Raw genomic sequence first — 14,872 nt, 5'->3', positions numbered from 1 at the left:
GACTGCCTCAGCCGCCGAACTGTCGCGGGAACGGGCAGCTCTCCAGCGGCAGGTCGGGCCGCCCGGACAGCTGCCACCAGGTGTGGTGGTCGCCGCAGCCCCAGACGGTCGCGCTGGCCCGGCCGGTCGCGCCCACCTCGGTGAGAACCAGTCCGCGACTGACCATTTCCGCTCCGCATTCCGGGCAAACCGGGCCCGCATTCTGGATTGGCACGGCAGGCATCGTACGAGCCTTCCGACCAGGGGCTAAACCTTTGGTCGGAGTGTCATGCGGGCGTGTCGCCGAGCTTCGGTCAGGGACTGGGAGTGGCGATCAAACCCAGTTCGGCATCGGAGGCCAGCAGCGGATGATGCGGCAGGATGCGGATGGTGTAGCCGACCGCGCCCGAGAGCGGGACCGGGGTCTCCACGGTGAAAAGGTCGGTCCCGGAGTCCGTTCCGGCATGCGTCATGGGGAAGGTGTGCACATCGGAGAGATCGTCGGCGGGTGAGACCCGCCCCAGCACCGCCTGCACGCTGACATCCGACGGGGTGAGACCGCCGAGATTGATGCGGGCGTGCAGGGCCAGATTCGCGCCGATGACCGGGGTGTCGGGCAGACCGGAGCTGTCGACCTGCACGACTTTCACCGCGGGCCAAGCCGATTCGATGCGGCGGCGGTACTCCGACAGGGTGCGCGCGCCCTTGAAATCGTCCTGGGCGACCGCCGCATAGGCCGCTGCCGCCGGGGCGTAGTAGTCCACGGCGTAATCGCGAACCATGCGGGAGGCCAGCACCTTCGGGCCGAGCGTCTGCAAGGTGTGGCGGACCATCTCCATCCAGCGCACCGGCAGATCGTCGTGGTCGCGGTCGTAGAAGCGCGGCAGCACCGAGCGTTCCAGGAGTTCGTAGAGGGCGGCGGCCTCGAGATCGTCGCGCCGGTGGTCGTCGCGGACGCCGTCGGCGGTGGGGATGGCCCAGCCGTTCTCGCCGTCGTACATCTCGTCCCACCAGCCGTCGCGAATGGAGAGATTGAGCCCGCCATTGAGCGCGGACTTCATGCCCGAGGTGCCGCAGGCCTCCAGGGGACGCAGCGGATTGTTGAGCCACACATCGCAACCCCAGTACAGGTACCGGGCCATGGACATGTCGTAGTCGGGCAGGAAGACGATGCGATGCCGCACCGCCGGATCGTCGGCGAAGCGCACCACCTGCTGGATGAGCGCCTTGCCGCCGTCGTCGGCCGGATGGGATTTGCCGGCAACCACCAGCTGCACCGGATGCTCCGGATCCAGCAGCAGCGCGCGCAGCCGCTCCGGATCGCGCAGCATGAGGGTGAGCCGCTTGTAGGTGGGCACGCGGCGGGCGAAGCCGACGGTCAGCACCCGCGGGTCGAAAACCTCGTCGATCCAGCCGAGTTCGGCCGGCGCGGCGCCGCGCTCCAGCCAGGAGGCGTGCACCCGGCGGCGCACCTCGTCGACGAGGATGCCGCGCAGGGCATTCCGGGTCGACCACAGTTCGCGCAGATCCACATCGCAGAGCCGTTCCCAGCCGCGCGCCTCCTCCACCAGCTCGTCGCCGATGAGTTCGCGGGCCTTGTCGATCCATTCGCGTGCGGCCCAGGTGGGCGCGTGCACGCCATTGGTCACCGCGCCGATCGGCACCTCGGAGGCGTCGAAGCCCGGCCACAGCGGGGCGAACATGCCCCGGCTGACCTCGCCGTGCAATTGCGAAACGCCGTTGGCGCGCTGCGCGAGTCGCAGGCCCAGATGCGCCATGTTGAACACCGACGGATCGGCCTCCCGGCCCAGCGCCAGGATGCGGTCCACCGAAACACCCGGTAGCAGCAGGGATTCCCGCTCGCCGTGCGCGCCGCCGAAGTAGCGGCGCACCAGCGCGCCCGCGAACCGATCGATGCCGGCGGGGACCGGGGTGTGCGTGGTGAACACCGTCCCGGCCCGCACCGCCGTCAGCGCCGCGTCGAAATCCATTCCGGTGTTCATGAATTCGCGAATGCGCTCGATGCCCAGGAAACCGGCGTGGCCCTCGTTCATATGGAACACGTCCGGATCCGGCAGCCCGTTCGCGCGGGTGTAGGCACGCACGGCCCGCACGCCGCCGATACCGGCCAGGATCTCCTGTTTGATCCGGTGATCCTGATCCCCGCCGTAGAGCCGGTCGGTGACCGCCCGCAGCTCCGGATCGTTCTCGGCGATATCGGAGTCCAAGAGCAGCAAGGGAATCCGGCCCACCTGCGCGATCCACACCCGCGCCCGCAGCACCCGCCCCTCGGGCATGGCCACGTGAATCAGCACGGGCGCACCGGCTGTGTCCTCGCCCGCCCCGCCAGTGAGCAACCGCAGCGGCAGACCTTGCGGATCGAGCGCGGGGTAATGCTCACGCTGCCAGCCGTCGGCGGTCAGCGACTGCCGGAAGTACCCGGACCGGTACAACAGCCCGACGCCGATGAGCGGCAGTCCCAGATCGGAGGCGGCCTTCAGATGATCGCCCGCGAGAATGCCGAGCCCGCCCGAATAGTTCGGCAGCACCTCGGTCACGCCGAACTCCATGGAGAAGTACGCGATCCCCTTGGGCCCCTGATCCTGTTTGCCGAACCAGCGCGGCCGGGTCAGATAGTCCCGCAGATCCGCGGCCGCGGCATCCACCCGCCGCGTGTACGCCTCGTCCCGGGCCAGCTCGTCCAGCCGCTCCGCGGGCACCTCCCCCAGCATCCGCACCGGATCCCGCCCCACCTCGACCCACAGCTGCGGATCCAGCTCGGCGAAAACATCCTGCGTCGGCGCATGCCAAGACCAGCGCAGATTGGTCGCCAATTCGGTCAGCGCGGACAACCGCTCGGGCAGATGGGCGCGGACGGTGAAACGACGCAATGCCTTCACTGTGCCTATTTTGCCCTGCGCTTCGCTCCGGGCGGGTCCGAGTCCCTGAAAGTCTCGAACCTTTGGGCTCGTGCGCGCCCCGGTGCGAGCTTCCGACGGGCAACCTATAACGTGTTCTTATGAGCGAGCAGCAGGTCGAGGCGTTACCGACCCAAGAGCATCACGAGGGCGGTTTCCGGCCGATCGAGCAGTTGGCGCGCGACACCACCAAGGGCGGACCCCACTACGGCGAACTCATCGAGCAGATGCGCACGCTCATGGACAAGGTCCGCCTCGTCAGCCCCGACGACGAGCTGGCGCTGGAGGCCATCGCCACGCTGAAGGAGCTCAACGACAAGCTCGACGAGGCCGTGGTCGACGAGTGGTCCGCGCCCACCTGGCACCGCACCGACCTGCCCTCGCGGGGCAATATCACGCTGCCCCCGTTCCTGGTCGACTCCGCGAGCCGCGACGGCGTGCACGCGCGCATCACCTTCCGCACCTTCCATCTCGGCGGCAACAGCGCGGCCCACGGCGGCCACATCGCGCTCGGCTTCGACGACCTGCTCGGCATGACCGCGGCCGTGCACACCCGCGCCGTCACCCGCACGGCATTCCTGCACGTGGACTACCGCGCCATCACGCCGCTGAACACCGAACTCCGGGTGCACGGCTGGGTGGAGCGCGTGGAAGGCCGCAAGGTGTTCGTCCGCGCCACCCTGCACGACGGCGATCGCCTCTGCGCCGAAGCGCACGGGCTGTTCCTCATGCTGAAGCCGGGCCAGCAGTAGCTCACCGCCCTCTTGCCCATGGCAGCGCGCCCTCTTGCCCATGGCAGCGCGCCGCAACCGGTAAGTTCGAATCGTGACCGGCCGCATCGCCATCGATGACACTGCCCCCGCGATTCCTGGCGGTCGGCCCGCGAAAGCCGTGGTCGGCGAGGTCTTCCCGGTGCGGGCCGTGGTCTGGCGCGAGGGGCACGACGCGGTCGCGGCCACCCTGGCCGTGCGAGCGCCCGGTTCGTCGCGGACGCAGCGGATCCGGATGACGCCGGACTACGAACCCGACGTCTTCAATGCCACCTTCACCCCCGCCAAGCCCGGGCTCTGGACCTACCGCATCGAGGGGTGGAGCGACCCCCTCGCGACCTGGCGGGCCGCGGTGGAGGCGAAGCTCGCGGTCGGGCAGAGCGCGGTCGATCTGGCCAATGATCTGGAGCTCGGGGCCCGGCTGCTGGAGAAGGCCGCCAATGCGGTGCCGAAGAAGCAGTGGGAGACCCTGCGGGCGGCCGCCGACGCGCTGCGGGCCGACGCCCAGCTGCCGGCCCGGGTCGCACCCGCGTTCAGCAGTGAGGTCGCCGAGATCCTGCGCGCGAATCCGCTGCGCGAGCTGGTGACCGCCGGGCCGCAGCACACCGTGCTGGTGGAACGGCAGCGGGCGCTGTTCGGGGCCTGGTACGAATTCTTTCCGCGGTCCACCGGCGGGTGGGATGCCGAGGGCAACCCGGTGCACGGCACCTTCGCGACCTCCATCAAGGAGCTGCCACGAATCGCCGGCATGGGATTCGATGTGGTGTACCTGCCGCCGGTGCATCCGATCGGCAAGGTGAATCGCAAGGGGCCCAACAACTCTCTGACCGCCGCACCCGGGGACGTCGGCTCGCCGTGGGCCATCGGATCCGACGAGGGCGGCCACGACGCCATTCATCCGGCGCTCGGCACCGAGGCGGACTTCGCCGAATTCGTCGAGGCCGCACGAGGATTGGGCATGGAGGTCGCCCTCGACCTGGCCTTGCAGTGCGCACCGGATCATCCGTGGGTGGCGGCGCATCCGGAGTGGTTCACCACGCTGCCGGACGGGACCATTGCCTTCGCGGAGAATCCGCCCAAGAAGTATCAGGACATCTATCCGCTCAACTTCGACAATGAGCCCGACGGGCTGTATGCCGAGGTACTGCGGGTGGTGCGGCATTGGATCGCATTGGGCGTCACCATCTTCCGGGTCGACAACCCGCACACCAAACCGGCGGACTTCTGGGAGTGGCTGATCGGACAGGTGCACCGCGAGCACCCGGAGATCATCTTCCTGTCCGAGGCGTTCACCCGGCCGGCGCGGCTGTACGGGCTGGCGCGGCGCGGGTTCAGCCAGTCCTACACCTATTTCACCTGGCGAGTGTACAAGCACGAATTCGAGGAATTCGGCAGGGAATTGGCGGCCAAGGCCGATGAGGCGCGGCCCAACCTGTTCGTGAACACGCCCGACATCCTGCACGAGACACTGCAGCACGGCGGACCGGGCATGTTCGCCATCCGGGCGGTGCTGGCGGCCACCCTGGGACCGACCTGGGGCGTGTACTCGGGTTTCGAACTGTACGAGCATCAAGCGGTGCAGCCGGGCAGCGAGGAATACCTCGATTCCGAGAAGTACCAGCTGCGGCCGCGGCACTTCGCGGAGGCGGCGGCGCGCGGAGAATCCTTGGAGCCCTGGCTGACCCGGCTCAATGAGATCCGGCGCGCGCATCCGGCGCTGCAGCAGTTGCGGTGCATCCACTTCCATCACACCGACAACGATTCGCTGCTGGCCTATTCCAAGGTCGATCCCACCACCGGTGACGCGGTGCTGGTCGTGGTGAACCTCAATCCGTTCGGCGCCGAACAGGGCATGGTGTCACTGGATCTGCCTTCCATCGGGCGGGAATGGCACGATCGGCCGGTGGTGTACGACGAGATCAGTGGCGAGGAATACCACTGGGGCCAAAGCAATTACGTGCGGTTGGATCCGGCGCGGGCGGTGGCGCACATTCTCGCCCTGCCATCGGTCGCCGCTCCCGCCCGCACCGAACTCGCCTACCGGCGTTCGTTCCGATGAACCGGCGCGACCTGCTGCTGCTGGCGGCGGGCACCCATTCCGATCCGCACACGGTGCTCGGGGCGCATCCGCATCCGCGCGGGACCGTCATCCGGGTGCTGCGGCCGCACGCGGAAACCGTGCTGGCGCGCATCGGCGGGGACGACCATCCCCTGGAGCATGTCGAGCACGGGGTTTTCGAAGGCGTGGTGCCGTTCCCGGAGGTGTGGGACTACCGGATCGTCACCTCGTATCCGCACGGGCGCACCGTGATCGACGCCGACGGCTACCGGTTCCTGCCCACCCTCGGCGAGATGGATCTGCACCTGCTCGCCGAAGGACGGCACGAGCGGCTGTGGGAGGTCCTGGGCGCGCATCCGCGCCGCTACACCACGCTCGACGGTGAAGTCGCGGGCACCTCGTTCGCGGTGTGGGCGCCGAATGCGCGCGGCGTGGCCGTCATCGGCGATTTCGACGGCTGGAGCGGCAATACCGCGCCCATGCGCCGGCTCGGCGACTCCGGAGTGTGGGAGCTGTTCCTGCCCGGCATCGGACCCGGGGACAAGTACAAGTACCAGATCCACGGGGCCGACGGCCGCACCGTCGACCACGCCGACCCGATGGCCTTCGCGACCGAAAAACCGCCCGCCACAGCATCCGTCGTCACCGAGAGCCGGCACGAATGGCAGGACGCGACGTGGGTGAGCGCGCGCGACCGACTGGATCCGACACGCGCGCCCATGAGCGTCTACGAGGTGCACCTCGGCTCGTGGCGGCCGGGCCTCGGCTATCTCGAACTCGCCGAACAGCTCGCCGAATACGTTGCCGCCCAGGGCTTCACCCACGTCGAACTGCTGCCGGTCGCCGAGCATCCCTTCGGCGGATCCTGGGGTTATCAGGTCACCTCCTACTACGCCCCCACGTCCCGTTTCGGCTCCCCCGACGACTTCCGCGCCTTCGTCGACCATCTGCACCGCGCGGGCATCGGCGTCATCCTCGACTGGGTGCCCGCGCATTTCCCGCGCGACGAATGGGCCCTGGCCCGCTTCGACGGCACCGCCCTCTACGAGCACGCCGACCCCCGCCGCGGCGAGCAACTCGACTGGGGCACCTACGTTTTCGACTTCGGCCGCTACGAGGTCCGCAACTTCCTGGTCGCCAATGCCCTGTATTGGATCGAGGAATTCCATATCGACGGCCTGCGCGTGGACGCCGTCGCCGCCATGCTCTACCTGGACTACTCGCGCCCCGACTGGGAGCCGAATATCCATGGCGGCCGCGAGAATCTGGAGGCCGTCGCGTTCCTGCAGGAGATGAACGCGACCGTGCACAAACTCCACCCCGGCGTGGTCACCGTCGCCGAGGAGTCCACCACCTGGCCCGGCGTCACCCGCCCCACCGAGGTCGGCGGCCTCGGCTTCACCATGAAGTGGAATATGGGCTGGATGCACGACACTCTGGGCTATCTCGGCCACGATCCGGTGCACCGCGCCTGGCATCACAACGAGATGACCTTCTCCCTCACCTACGCCTGGAGCGAGAACTACGTCCTGCCCATCAGCCACGACGAAGTGGTGCACGGCAAGGGCACGCTGTGGACCCGCATGCCCGGCGACGACTACACCAAGGCCGCCGGCGTGCGCGCCCTGCTCGCCTACATGTGGGCCCATCCCGGCAAGCAATTGCTGTTCATGGGCCAGGAATTCGGCCAATTCCGGGAATGGGACCACGACCGCGGCCTGGACTGGCACGAACTCGACAACCCCCTGCACCGCGGCATCCACACCCTCGTCCGCGACCTCAACGCCGCCTACACCGCCAACCCGGCCCTCTGGAGCCAGGACACCTCCCCCGGCGGCTACTCCTGGATCGACGCCGACGACCGCGACAACAATGTCCTGTCCTTCCTCCGCTACGGCACCGACGGCACCGTCCTCGCCTGCGTCTACAACTTCTCCGGCAGCCAGCTCGACGCCTACCGCATCGGCCTGCCCACCGCCGCCCGCACCACCTGGACCGAAATCCTCAACACCGACGCCCTCGCCTACGGCGGCACCGGCCTCGGCAATCTCGGCCAGGTCATCACCGAGCCCGAACCCTGGCACGGCCGCCCCGCCTCCACCACCCTCACCCTGGCCCCCCACAGCGCCGTCTGGCTCCGGGAAGGCCCGCCGGCCCGGGAATGACCTCACACGGATTCGTATCGGAAGTGCGCCGAGTTCGTTACCGACATTTCACGAAAAGCCAACGGCCCCATAGGTTTATTGCCCCGAAGATTTCCGTCTTTCCGGAACGGATTGCCGTGTAGTGGATTTGAGTCCGCGGTGCCGCAACCCCCCGATTGAAATCCCCACTGATAGGAATCAGATCTTTATGAAGAAGCTGGGCAAGTTCGCGATTATCGGTCTGGCCGCCGCCGGCGTCCTGGGCTTCGGCGCCGGTGTGGCGTCCGCCGACGACCACAGCACGCTGGCGCCGGTCGTCGCGCCGGGTGAGCCGAGCCCGAACGGCACCGGATCGTCACAGGCCCTCACCGACGTGATCAAGGCGCTGTCCTCGGGCAGCTCCAAGACCACCCCCGCGCCCACCCAGTAGCCCGAAGGGCTACGCCGCGGGTACAGCCGGATAGAAAGCAACCGCGCCGCACGAGCGGCGCGGTTGCGCTGCGTTCAAGCGTGTTTCGAGCGTCAGTACAGGGCGGTGGCCAGTTTGCGGCGGGCCGCGACCACGATCGGCTCGGCCGGGTCGAAGAGTTCGAACAGTTCCAGCAGGTGGGTGCGGACGCGGGTGCGGTCGTCACCGGCGGTGCGCTTGACCTGGGCGATCAGGCGATCGAAGGCGGCTTCGGGCTGCTGGTTGAACATTTCCAGATCGGCGGCGGCGAGCGCGGCGTCGATATCGGACGGATCGGCATCGGCCTTACCGACGGCCGCCGGATCGAGATCCTGTACGCGAGCGATGAATTGGACCTGCCGCAGCGCGGCCTTGGCATCCGCATTGGCCGGTTCGGCATTCAGGATGGCCTTGTAGGCGGCCTCGGCGGTCGCGAAATCGCCACGCTCCAAAGCCTCTTCGGCCGCCACGAAGCGCGGGTCCTCCGGCGCCTGCGGCTCCTCGCCGCCGCCCTCGCCCACGCCGGGCAGCTTGCCGCGCACGGCATCCACCACGGCGGCCAGCCACTGGGTGACCTGGGCTTCGGGCTGATTGCCCTGGAAATCGGCGAGCGGCTGGCCCGCGGCCACCGCGATCACGGTCGGAATGCCCTGCACGCCGAAGGCCTGCGCAATGCGCATGTTCTGCTCGGCCTCGATGACGGCCAGATCCCAATCGCCGCCGGATTCACCGACCAGGCGCTCGAGCAGCTGCACCAATTCGACGCTGCCCGGGCTGCGCTGGGAGTACAGCGCCACGACCACCGGCACCTGGGTGGAGCGGCGCAGCACCTTGGTCTCGAAATCGGCCTCGGTGACGGCATGGCCGCCGGCCGCGTCTCCGGCGGCCGGCTGCTGCTTGAGGGCGGACAGGTCCACCGCGCCGGACATGGCGGCGGCGACGGCGGCAGAGGGTCGTCGTGCAGGTCGAGTCACGACATCCAGTCTGTCACGAACGGGCGGCGGAAGCCCCCGGGGTACGGCTCAGTTCACCGAGCTGGCCGGTATTGATAGCCCACCGCTCGAAGAAGTAGCTGGCGAACGGGATGATGGTCGACGCCAGCGCCAGCAGCGTGGTCTTGGCCGGCCACTCGAACTCCCGCGAAGCCAGCAGGCAGCTGATCGCGAAAATAATGAACACGATCCCGTGCGCCATCCCGAACACCATCACCGGCCAGGTAATCGGCTCCGGCAGGCGCTTCAGCACCGAACCGGTCAGCAGGAACACCCAGGTGATGGCCTCGAGAATGCCGAAGAATCGAACCCGCTTCGCGACCGTGCTCAGATCGAAGATTTCCACGGGCCCATTGTGCCGTATGCACTACGACCGGTCGTAGTGGAGGTCGTCACACCGCCTTCGGCGGGAAGAAGGGGAATCGCGGGGGTAAACCCCCGCGGACCCCCAAAGCGAGGAAGGAACCGCGGCAGAGCAGATCCCGCGCCCCAGCCCCTCCGTGCGGGACGCGGGCAGCCCCTCCGTGCGGGACGCAGGCAGCCCCTCCGTGCGGGACGCAGGCAGCCCCTCCGTGCGGGACGCAGGCAGCCCCTCCGTGCGGGACGCAGGCAGCCCCTCCGTGCGGGGCGGGGCTGCCTCTCCCTGGAGGCCCCCTTCCCGGATGCGGGGAGGGGTTTCTTCTCGCCGGGGGTTCGAGGGGGTTTACCCTCTCGATCCTTCTTTTCGCGTCCTAGACGCGGACGATGAGGGCGTCACCCTGGCCGCCGCCACCGCAGAGGGCGGCCGCACCGATGCCGCCGCCGCGGCGCTTCAACTCCAACGCCAGGTGCAGGACGATGCGGGCGCCGGACATGCCGAGCGGGTGGCCCACGGCGATAGCGCCGCCGTTGACGTTGACCTTGGCCGGGTCGATGCCGAGCTTGCGGGTGGAGGCGACGCCGACGGCCGCGAAGGCCTCGTTGATTTCGACGAGGTCGAGATCGGCGGGCGAAATACCCTCGCGCGCACAGGCCTTCGCGATGGCGTTGGCGGGCTGGTCCTGCAGGGTGGAGTCCGGGCCGGCGACGACGCCCGCGGCGCCGATCTCGGCGATCCAGGACAGGCCCAGTTCTTCGGCCTTGGCCTTGGACATGACGACCACCGCGGCCGCGCCGTCGGAGATCTGGGAGGCCGAGCCGGCGGTGATGGTGCCGTCCTTGCGGAAGGACGGGCGCAGCTTGCTCAGGGATTCGGCGGTGGTGTCGCCGCGGATGCCCTCGTCGGTGGCGAACATGACCGGGTCGCCCTTGCGCTGCGGGATGGCGACCGGCACGACCTCGTCGTCGAAGACGCCGTTCTTCCAGGCGGCCGCGGCCTTCTGGTGGGAGGCGGCGGCGAAGGCGTCCTGGTCCTCGCGGGAGACCGGCTCGACGTCGTTCTTCTGCTCGGTGAGCAGGCCCATGGCCTGATCGGTGAACACGTCGTGCAGCCCGTCGTGGGCCATGTGGTCGAGCATTTTCACATCGCCGTACTTGAAGCCCTCGCGGGACTTCTCCAGCAGATGCGGAGCATTGGTCATGGATTCCTGGCCGCCGGCGACGACGATCTCGTACTCACCGGCGCGAATCAGCTGATCCGCCAGGGCAATTGCATTGATACCGGACAAACACACCTTGTTGACGGTGAGCGCCGGAACATCCATGGCAATGCCCGCGGCCACGGCGGCCTGCCGGGCCGGCATCTGTCCCGCGCCCGCGGTGAGCACCTGGCCCATGATCACGTAGTCGACCTGGTCCGGCCGCACGCCGCCCTTCTCCAGGGCCGCCTTGATGGCGATGCCGCCCAGGTCCGACCCGCTGAAACCCTTCAGCGATCCGAGCAGCCGGCCCATCGGGGTGCGCGCGCCGGAGACGATGACGGTGGTGGTCACGATGAGCCCTCGCTTACGTCGTGTATGTCTGGCTCCGCCAACCATCGGAGCCCTACTCAAAGGTAACGGGAGCGCCGAAAGGCCTGCTATGTGGGTACGCGCTACCGTTCGAAGGGTGAGCACCACCGAGAACACCGAATTCATCCCCGCGGAATACGTCACGGCCGTCGATCACGTCGGTATCGCCGTTCCCGATCTCGATTCCGCCATCGCCTGGTACCGAGACAATCTCGGGATGGTGGAGACACATCGCGAGATCAACGAAGCACAGGGCGTTCACGAGGCCATGCTGTCGTTTGCGGCCGCTCCCGCAGGCTCAGTTGCCCTGCAGTTGCTCGCACCGCTGAACGCGGACTCCACGATCGCCAAGTTCATTGATCGAAACGGCCCTGGCCTGCAGCAGCTGGCCTATCGGGTCACCGATGTCGAGGCCGTCGCCACGTTTCTGCGTGAACGGGGCTTGCGTTTGCTGTACGACGCCCCGCGCCCCGGAACCGCGGGTTCCCGCATCAATTTCATCCATCCCAAGGATGCTGGCGGTGTGCTGGTCGAACTGGTGGAGCCAGCCGCGAAATCTACTCACTAGTACCGGAATCGGACACCCTAAAGAGGCTGTAACAACATTCGCGGTCGGGTCACCATCAGTGGTCGCCAGGCTGTAGTTTGTGGGGCATGTCGTCCACTGAGCCCGATCGTAATCGCTTCGTTGCTCTGCCCTTTACCGTCGTGCGGAAGGGGTATGACCGTGATGAGGTGCGTAACTACTTCGACCGTTTTGATGCCGAGCTAAGGGTCACCGCGACCGATCGCGATGCCGCCGCTGCGCAGGCCCGCAATTTGGCCGCCCAGCTCGAGGACGCGCGCGACGAGATCGATGAGCTCCGCAAGGAGGTCGACCGCCTCTCGGTGCCGCCGACCACGGCCGAGGGCATGTCCGACCGCATCTCCCGCATGCTGCGCCTGGCCTCCGACGAGGCCTCCGAGGTGCGCGCGCAGGCCCAGGCCGAGGCCGCTGAGATGATCTCCATCGCGGAGCAGCAGGCCACCGAGATGCGCGGCAAGTACGAGTCGCTCCTCTCCGAGACCAAGGAGAAGCGGGAAGCGCTCGAGATCGAATTCGAGCAGACCCTCTCCAATGCCCGCTCCGAGTCGGCCAAGATCATCGACGCCGCCAATGCCGAGGCCGACCGCCTCACCAAGGAGTCCGAGGCCAAGCGCAAGGCCGCGCAGCAGGACTTCGAGGTCACCATGGCCGAGCGGCGCACCAAGCTGACCCGCGCCATGGAAGAGCTGGAGGCCACCAGTCGCGCCGAGGCCGCCCAGCGCATCAAGGACGCCACCGACGAGGCCAACCGCCTCATCACCTCCGCCACCCAGACCGCCGATCGCAAGATCGCGCACGCCAAGGAGCTGGCCGAGGAGATGCGCGTGCTGCGCGGCCGCGTCCTGGCCCAGCTGCTCGGCATCCGCGGTCAGCTCGATTCCGTCCCCGCCATGCTGGCGGCGGTCAATCGCGAGAGCGAACTGCTCGACGGCGCTCCGGAACAGCGCTCGCTCGGCGGCAAGACCGGCGGTCGGAAGGCTATCTCGGACGCTCGGGACGAGGACATCGTCGAGGACGAGCGCGAGAACGCCGACATCTCCAGCTAGCAAACCGACCGGGCGACAACCCACTCCACCTCGAAGGCCGCTCCCAACCCGGGAGCGGCCTTCCTTATGTGCAGGTCCGAATCGCCGACGGCACAGGACAATTCGGGCCAGTCCGGCAGGGCTCAGGACCAGCGGCGGGTAATGCCGCGGGTGTGGCGGCCCTTCCAGCAGCCGGTGTGCCAGTGCCGGCGGTCGTCCTCGCCGCCGTAGGCGGGCCAGGCGACGATATGCGCTACGCCGGGCGGGATTTCGTGATCGCAGCCCGGGCAGCGGTAGGTCTTGGTGGCGCGGGTGCCGGGGACGGTGCGGACTATGTAGGTCTCGTCGGTGCCGGGCCCTGATTCGGTGCGGCCGAAAACATCGCCCAATGGGCGCGGATCACGCTGTGACCGGGCCTGGGATCGCTTGGAGGGTGACTTCCGGCGGGGCATGGAATCCGTTGCCTAGAAGAGACGGAATTCGTCGCTCTCGGTGCCACGGAGGGCGTTGTAGTCAAGAGTCAGGCAGCGGATACCGCGGTCGGTGGCGAGTGTCTTCGCCTGCGGCTTGATCTGCTGGGCGGCGAACACGCCGGTGACCGGGGCCAGCAGAGGATCGCGATTGAGCAGCTCCAGGTAGCGGGTCAGCTGTTCGACGCCGTCGATCTCACCGCGGCGTTTGATCTCCACCGCGACCGTCGCGCCGTCGGCGTCCCGGCAGAGGATGTCCACCGGGCCGATGGCGGTCATGTACTCGCGGCGGATGAGTGTGTAACCCGCGCCGAGGGTTTCGATGTGCTCGGCCAGCAATTCCTGCAGGTGCGCCTCCACGCCGTCCTTCTGCAGGCCCGGGTCCACGCCGAGGTCGTGCGAGGAATCGTGCTCGATCTCCTCGAGGGTGATCCGCAGTTCCTCGCCGGCCTTGTTGGTGACGACCCAGAGTTTGGCGGCCGCCGTCTCGGAGTCGCGCTCCTCCAGCCAGCACGGCGGGCTCATCCAGTTGAGCGGCTTGTAGGAGCCGCCGTCGGAATGCACCAGCACCGAGCCGTCGGCCTTCATCATGAGAAGGCGACGCGCCATCGGCAGATGAGCGGTGAGTCGGCCGACGTAGTCCACTTGGCAACGAGCAATCACGAGGCGCACCGGTCGAGTCTAGAGGTTCAGGACTCGGGGGCTTCGCGCAGGAGGCGGGCGAAAGCGCGTAGACCGGCAATGATTTCCTGCCGATCGGTGACGCGGTCGACGGTGGACTCGAAATGGGCCTTCATGGCGACGATGCGCCGGTCGTGCCGGGCGACCACCTCGCGCAGGTTCCGTAGCTCTTCCCTGGACTTCTCGTTCTCCTCCTCCAGGTCTTCCAGCCGTTGCCGGAGTTCGCGCACATCCTCGGGCGGATAGGCGACCTCGTGCGAAATGGTCGCGATCCGGGCGCGCAGATACGCGAAATACGCTGCGGCAGGGCGCAACACCATGCTGCCGAGGAAGAACCCGGCCACGTAGTACCCGACCGTGTATCCCGACAGCACCGCCACGACCGCCGCGACGATCGCCGACAGCACGTGTGCGGCGATGGCGATGATCAAGGTTCGCTTGCTCAGCGTCGTGATCTCGGTGGCGTGCTCCGGATGGACCGAAATCTGCCGTCGCCGTGCGGCTTCGGCGCGATGGCCGGCCTGCCGGGCGGCGAAGTACACATTCCACGGCACCGTGATGACGACGACCAGCCAGAAGAACGCGATGAACCCGAGACCCGCGCCTATCACCGTCTCGGTCTCGACCTCGGCCCACATCGCAAGGGCGGCAACCACGATGATCAACGCGGCGAACGCCCAGAACAACCCCCAGTACTTCTTCATGGAAGTGAGCTTCGCCGAATCGGCTGCCACGCAACAGCGTATGAATACGCAGATACGCGAAAGGCCCCCAGCGGATTGCTGGGGGCCTTTGCGAATGATGTTCCGGCGGTGTCCTACTCTCCCACACCCTGTCGAGTGCAGTACCATCGGCGCAGGTGGCCTTAGCTT

The 14,872-nt window shown here is 67.8% G+C and carries 14 protein-coding genes; 6 read left to right on the top strand and 8 right to left on the bottom strand.

What is annotated here, in order from left to right:
- Positions 1–7 precede the first annotated feature (7 nt).
- Positions 8–166 carry a hypothetical protein gene (locus ACFVIV_RS29950; RefSeq protein ID WP_379202033.1) on the bottom strand — a complete coding sequence of 53 codons (159 nt, stop codon included), beginning with the start codon at positions 164–166 and terminating at the stop codon, positions 8–10.
- Between the two features lie 127 nt (positions 167–293).
- Positions 294–2,879 carry an alpha-glucan family phosphorylase gene (gene glgP, locus ACFVIV_RS29945; protein WP_379202031.1) on the bottom strand — a complete coding sequence of 862 codons (2,586 nt, stop codon included), beginning with the start codon at positions 2,877–2,879 and terminating at the stop codon, positions 294–296.
- A 119-nt stretch (positions 2,880–2,998) separates the two neighbouring features.
- On the opposite strand from glgP, the gene ACFVIV_RS29940 reads away from it, so the two are divergent.
- The 4 genes from ACFVIV_RS29940 to ACFVIV_RS29925 all read left to right on the top strand — a co-directional run bounded on the left by ACFVIV_RS29940 (position 2,999) and on the right by ACFVIV_RS29925 (position 8,300).
- Positions 2,999–3,649, top strand: a complete 651-nt coding sequence (locus tag ACFVIV_RS29940) for a PaaI family thioesterase (RefSeq protein ID WP_379202029.1) — start codon at positions 2,999–3,001, stop codon at positions 3,647–3,649.
- Between the two features lie 73 nt (positions 3,650–3,722).
- Positions 3,723–5,726, top strand: a complete 2,004-nt coding sequence (locus tag ACFVIV_RS29935) for a maltotransferase domain-containing protein (protein ID WP_379202027.1) — start codon at positions 3,723–3,725, stop codon at positions 5,724–5,726.
- Complete coding sequence (gene glgB, locus ACFVIV_RS29930; RefSeq protein ID WP_379202025.1) at positions 5,723–7,891, top strand: 1,4-alpha-glucan branching protein GlgB; 2,169 nt, start codon at positions 5,723–5,725, stop codon at positions 7,889–7,891. The genes ACFVIV_RS29935 and glgB overlap by 4 nt, the downstream gene beginning before the upstream one ends.
- Before the next feature lie 187 nt (positions 7,892–8,078).
- Positions 8,079–8,300, top strand: a complete 222-nt coding sequence (locus ACFVIV_RS29925; protein ID WP_379202023.1) for a hypothetical protein — start codon at positions 8,079–8,081, stop codon at positions 8,298–8,300.
- Between the two features lie 92 nt (positions 8,301–8,392).
- Here ACFVIV_RS29925 and ACFVIV_RS29920 read toward each other — a convergent pair whose 3' ends face one another.
- The 3 genes from ACFVIV_RS29920 to ACFVIV_RS29910 form a co-directional block, all read right to left on the bottom strand.
- Positions 8,393–9,247, bottom strand: a complete 855-nt coding sequence (locus ACFVIV_RS29920) for a co-chaperone YbbN (RefSeq protein ID WP_379202208.1) — start codon at positions 9,245–9,247, stop codon at positions 8,393–8,395.
- A gap of 58 nt (positions 9,248–9,305) precedes the next feature.
- Positions 9,306–9,656, bottom strand: coding sequence for a DUF3817 domain-containing protein (locus ACFVIV_RS29915; protein ID WP_379202021.1), 351 nt, complete (start codon positions 9,654–9,656; stop codon positions 9,306–9,308).
- Between the two features lie 385 nt (positions 9,657–10,041).
- Positions 10,042–11,220 (bottom strand): acetyl-CoA C-acetyltransferase, encoded by a 1,179-nt coding sequence (locus tag ACFVIV_RS29910; RefSeq protein WP_379202019.1) that lies wholly within the window; start codon positions 11,218–11,220, stop codon positions 10,042–10,044.
- A 115-nt stretch (positions 11,221–11,335) separates the two neighbouring features.
- On the opposite strand from ACFVIV_RS29910, the gene mce reads away from it, so the two are divergent.
- Positions 11,336–11,806, top strand: a complete 471-nt coding sequence (mce, locus tag ACFVIV_RS29905) for a methylmalonyl-CoA epimerase (RefSeq protein ID WP_379202018.1) — start codon at positions 11,336–11,338, stop codon at positions 11,804–11,806.
- 86 nt (positions 11,807–11,892) lie between these two features.
- Positions 11,893–12,870: a hypothetical protein gene (locus tag ACFVIV_RS29900; protein WP_379202016.1), complete on the top strand. Its 978-nt coding sequence runs from the start codon at positions 11,893–11,895 to the stop codon at positions 12,868–12,870.
- A 122-nt stretch (positions 12,871–12,992) separates the two neighbouring features.
- Here ACFVIV_RS29900 and ACFVIV_RS29895 read toward each other — a convergent pair whose 3' ends face one another.
- From ACFVIV_RS29895 to ACFVIV_RS29885, 3 genes are read right to left on the bottom strand one after another with little or no spacing between them, the layout of a single operon-like run.
- Complete coding sequence (locus tag ACFVIV_RS29895) at positions 12,993–13,301, bottom strand: ATP/GTP-binding protein (RefSeq protein WP_379202014.1); 309 nt, start codon at positions 13,299–13,301, stop codon at positions 12,993–12,995.
- Positions 13,302–13,313: 12 nt separating this feature from the next.
- Positions 13,314–13,991 carry an endonuclease NucS gene (nucS, locus tag ACFVIV_RS29890; RefSeq protein WP_379202012.1) on the bottom strand — a complete coding sequence of 226 codons (678 nt, stop codon included), beginning with the start codon at positions 13,989–13,991 and terminating at the stop codon, positions 13,314–13,316.
- Between the two features lie 17 nt (positions 13,992–14,008).
- The gene (locus ACFVIV_RS29885) at positions 14,009–14,734 is read right to left on the bottom strand and encodes a hypothetical protein (protein ID WP_379202010.1); all 726 of its coding nucleotides are present in this window, start codon (positions 14,732–14,734) and stop codon (positions 14,009–14,011) included.
- Between the last annotated feature and the right edge of the window lie 138 nt (positions 14,735–14,872).

Origin of the sequence: Nocardia sp. NPDC127526 (assembly GCF_042672265.1) — a bacterium.
GTDB lineage: Bacteria > Actinomycetota > Actinomycetes > Mycobacteriales > Mycobacteriaceae > Nocardia.
Note: the sequence above shows the minus strand (reverse complement) of the source record. Positions and strands in the feature narration are given on the sequence as shown.

Bases quoted from the DNA above. Each gene is read 5' to 3' on its own strand.
- ACFVIV_RS29920 (WP_379202208.1), bottom strand. From the start codon at position 9,247: ATGTCCGGCGCGGTGGACCTGTCCGCCCTCAAGCAGCAGCCGGCCGCC.
- ACFVIV_RS29895 (WP_379202014.1), bottom strand. From the start codon at position 13,301: ATGCCCCGCCGGAAGTCACCCTCCAAGCGATCCCAGGCCCGGTCACAG.
- ACFVIV_RS29925 (WP_379202023.1), top strand. From the start codon at position 8,079: ATGAAGAAGCTGGGCAAGTTCGCGATTATCGGTCTGGCCGCCGCCGGC.
- ACFVIV_RS29900 (WP_379202016.1), top strand. From the start codon at position 11,893: ATGTCGTCCACTGAGCCCGATCGTAATCGCTTCGTTGCTCTGCCCTTT.
- glgB (WP_379202025.1), top strand. From the start codon at position 5,723: ATGAACCGGCGCGACCTGCTGCTGCTGGCGGCGGGCACCCATTCCGAT.
- ACFVIV_RS29950 (WP_379202033.1), bottom strand. From the start codon at position 166: ATGGTCAGTCGCGGACTGGTTCTCACCGAGGTGGGCGCGACCGGCCGG.
- ACFVIV_RS29940 (WP_379202029.1), top strand. From the start codon at position 2,999: ATGAGCGAGCAGCAGGTCGAGGCGTTACCGACCCAAGAGCATCACGAG.